The organism is Variovorax sp. 01T439_2 (assembly GCF_056398445.1).
Genome location: NZ_JBFTPJ010000659.1, coordinates 1 through 3,410 on the forward strand (window position 1 = coordinate 1; position 3,410 = coordinate 3,410).

At 67.4% G+C, this 3,410-nt stretch carries 4 protein-coding genes; all 4 read left to right on the forward strand.

What is annotated here, in order from left to right; all coding sequences use genetic code 11:
- The coding region (locus AC1DOC_RS25305; RefSeq protein ID WP_478130735.1) for a sterol desaturase family protein at window positions 1-964 on the forward strand (964 nt) is incomplete at its 5' end.
- Window positions 964-1,752, forward strand: a complete 789-nt coding sequence (locus AC1DOC_RS25310; protein WP_478084007.1) for a YaeF family permuted papain-like enzyme — start codon at window positions 964-966, stop codon at window positions 1,750-1,752. The genes AC1DOC_RS25305 and AC1DOC_RS25310, both read left to right, overlap by 1 nt.
- 5 nt (window positions 1,753-1,757) lie before the next feature.
- Window positions 1,758-2,990, forward strand: coding sequence for a BaiN/RdsA family NAD(P)/FAD-dependent oxidoreductase (locus AC1DOC_RS25315; protein WP_478081007.1), 1,233 nt, complete (start codon window positions 1,758-1,760; stop codon window positions 2,988-2,990).
- A 150-nt stretch (window positions 2,991-3,140) separates the two neighbouring features.
- Window positions 3,141-3,353: a 30S ribosomal protein S21 gene (gene rpsU, locus AC1DOC_RS25320; RefSeq protein ID WP_007833691.1), complete on the forward strand. Its 213-nt coding sequence runs from the start codon at window positions 3,141-3,143 to the stop codon at window positions 3,351-3,353.
- Window positions 3,354-3,410: the final 57 nt, after the last annotated feature.

Sequence of the window (3,410 nt, forward strand, 5' to 3'; positions counted from 1 at the left end):
GAGCTACAACGTCGACGTGATGCGCTTCATCCTGCTGGCGGCCATGGTGGTCTCGGGCGGGCTGGCGCTGGTGAACATCATCTTCAACCGCTCGCGCTGGCTGTCCTCGGCCGCCTTCCTGCTGGTGGCCGCGGCCGCGCTGCTGGGCGGGCACAAGGTGCCGGTGAACGACTTTGCCGACAACACGCCCTACATCGGCCTGGACTGGTTCATCCTCGACCTGCTGGGCTCCTCGCTGATCTTCATCTTCATCGAGAAGCTGTTTGCGCTGCGCAAGGACCAGCCGGTGTTCCGCGCCGAATGGCAGACCGACTTCCACCATTTCGTGGTCAACCACATGATCGTGGGCTTCGTGCTGCTGGCCACCAACCTGATGGTGCACAAGTTCTTCGGCTGGGCCGCCAACGACGGCGTGCGCGGCTGGGTGGGCAACCTGCCGTTCTGGGCCGGGCTGCTGCTGATCGTCCTGGTGGCCGACCTGGTGCAGTACTGGACCCACCGCGCCTACCACGAGGTGCCGGTGCTGTGGCGCCTGCATGCGGTGCACCACAGCGTGAAGAGCATGGACTGGATGGCCGGCTCGCGCCAGCACATCCTCGAGCTGCTGATCACGCGCACGCTGGTGCTGGCGCCGATCTACGTGCTGGGCTTTTCCAAGGAAGTGATCGACGCGTACATCGTGGTGGTGGGCTTCCAGGCGGTGTTCAACCACTGCAACGTGAGCGTGCGGCTCGGGCCGCTGCGCTACATCATCGTCACGCCCAACTTCCACCACTGGCACCACAGCCAGGACGTGGAGGCGCTCGACAAGAACTATTCGGCGCACTACGCCTTTCTCGACTATCTCTTCGGCACCGCCGTGAAAAGCACCAAGCTCTGGCCCGAGAAATACGGCGTGCTCGGCGACTACGTGCCCAACGGCTTCTTCAAGCAGCTGAAGTTTCCTTTCGTCTGGAAGGGATGATGGCGCGGCGCCATCTCCGCGCGGCGGCGCTTGCCGCTTGCGCATCGCTGCTGCTGCTGTCGGCCTGCGCCACCCGCGTCGACCTGCCGTCCAAGGATGCGGGGCTGCGCCTGCGCGTGCAGAGCTCGGTCATCGCGCCCGGCAACGGCGGCGAGCTCATTGCCGCCGATGCGCTGCAGCCCGGCGACATCCTGCTGACCTCCATCGCCACGGTCAATTCCTTCGGCATCCGGCTGGGCACCTTCTCGCCCGTGAGCCACGCCGTGCTCTACCTGGGCGACGGCCTGGTCGCCGAGGCGGTCGGCAGCGGCGTGCGCGCGCGGCCGCTGGCCGGCGTGGTGGACGAGGAGCAGATGGTCGTGGCCTTCCGCGTGCCCGGGCTCGATGACTCGGGGGCCCGGAAACTGCGCGCCTGGGCCAACTCGCAGGTGGGCATCCGCTACAACACCACCGGCGTGCTGCTGAATGCGCCCTTCGTGCTGAACCGGCGCCTGTGCGAGCTGCCGCTCATTCCCTCCGCCGTGAGCCACTACTGCATCAGCGGCATGGCCATGGTGCAGCTGGGCGCGAGCCGCGACGACCAGTTCTTCTGCTCGCAGTTCGTGCTCGAGGCCTACCGCCAGGCCGGCCTGCCGATCACCGACGCCGACCCGCGCTGGGTCAGCCCGGCCGACCTGCTGCACATGCGCGAGGGCGACGTGCCCTCGATTGCCGCCACGCAGCCGCTGCGCTACGTGGGCCACCTCAAGTACAACGCGCCGCCGCTGCTGGCGGCCGATGGACCCTGACCGGCTTGAGCGCTCCTTCTCATTTCGACGTGGTGGTGGTCGGCGCGGGCGCGGCCGGGCTGTTCTGCGCGGGCCTGGCCGGCCAGCGCGGGCTCAAGGTGCTGCTGGTCGACCACAGCGAAAAGATCGCGGAAAAAATCCGCATCTCGGGCGGCGGCCGCGCCAACTTCACCAACCGCGACCTCGACGTGCGCGCGCCGCAGCGCCACTTCATCGGCGACAACCCGAATTTCTGCCGCTCGGCGCTGTCGCGCTATGCGCCGCAGCAGTTCATCGACCTGGTGCACAAGCACGGCATTGCGTATCACGAAAAGCACAAGGGCCAGCTGTTCTGCGACGGCTCCTCGCAGCAGATCATCGACATGCTGCTGGCGGAGTGCGAGGCCGGCAGCGTCACGCGCTGGCAGCCGTGCAAGCTCGGAAAGATCGTGTTCTCGGCCGCCAGCGACGGCACGGTGGCCGCGGGCGGCTACCGGATCGATAGCACCCGGGGTCCCATCGAAACGCCCAGGCTGGTGGTCGCCACCGGCGGCCTGTCGATTCCGCAGATCGGCGCCAGCGACTTCGGCTACCGCCTGGCCGAGCAGTTCGGCCTGCGCGTCGTCACGCCGCGCCCGGCGCTGGTGCCGCTCACCTTCGGCGGCGAAGCTTGGGCGCCGTATGCCGAACTCGCCGGGCTGGCGCTGCCGGTGCGTATCGAGACCGGCGCCAGGAAGGAAAAGATGGCCTTCCTCGAGGATCTGCTGTTCACCCACCGCGGCCTGTCGGGCCCGGCGGTGCTGCAGATTTCGAGCTACTGGAAGCCCGGCAGCCCGCTCACGCTCGACTTCGCACCCGGCGTGGACGTGGCCGAGGCCCTGGCCGAAGCCAAGCTGCGCTCGAAGAAACGCATCGCCAACGAGCTGGCCGCGCTCGTGCCCTCCCGGCTGGCCGATGCCTGGGTCGGGCAGGACCCGGCCCTGCAGCGGCCCGTCAACGAGGCGGCCGACAAGGCCTTGGCCGCCCTGGCGGAGCGCATTGCCCGCTGGCAGATCATCCCCAGCGGCACCGAGGGCTACAAGAAGGCCGAAGTCACGGCCGGCGGCGTCGACACCCGCGACCTGTCCTCCCAGACCATGGAATCGAAGCAGCCGGGCCTGTATTTCATCGGCGAAGTGGTCGATGTGACGGGCTGGCTGGGCGGATACAACTTCCAGTGGGCCTGGGCCAGCGCGCACGCCTGCGCCACCTCCTTCTGAAAAGGCCGCGAGGCGCGCGAGGCCTCGCGGAGTGCTATACTCGCGGGCTAACTTCTGGCCTTCCCTCAACGGCCGCAAAAATTTTCAGTTGAGGAACCCCGGCTTGGGGCCTCGATCTCCCCAGGCCAAATTCAGTTCAACGATTCATCAATGACCACCATCCGCGTTAAAGAAAACGAGCCTTTCGACGTCGCCCTGCGCCGCTTCAAGCGCACCATCGAAAAGCTCGGCCTGCTGACCGACCTGCGTGCCCGCGAGTTCTACGAAAAGCCGACCGCCGAGCGCAAGCGCAAGAAGGCAGCCGCCGTCAAGCGCCACTACAAGCGCGTGCGCAGCATGCAGCTGCCCAAGAAGCTGTACTAAGCAACACCCGGGCCCGGCCGCCGACGAAAGTCGCCGCCAGCCCCGTTGCCCCAGCCG

What these genes read in the sequence shown, in the direction of transcription:
- rpsU (WP_007833691.1), top strand. Translation starts at nt 3,141, where the DNA reads ATGACCACCATCCGCGTTAAAGAAAACGAGCCTTTCGACGTCGCCCTG.
- AC1DOC_RS25310 (WP_478084007.1), top strand. Translation starts at nt 964, where the DNA reads ATGGCGCGGCGCCATCTCCGCGCGGCGGCGCTTGCCGCTTGCGCATCG.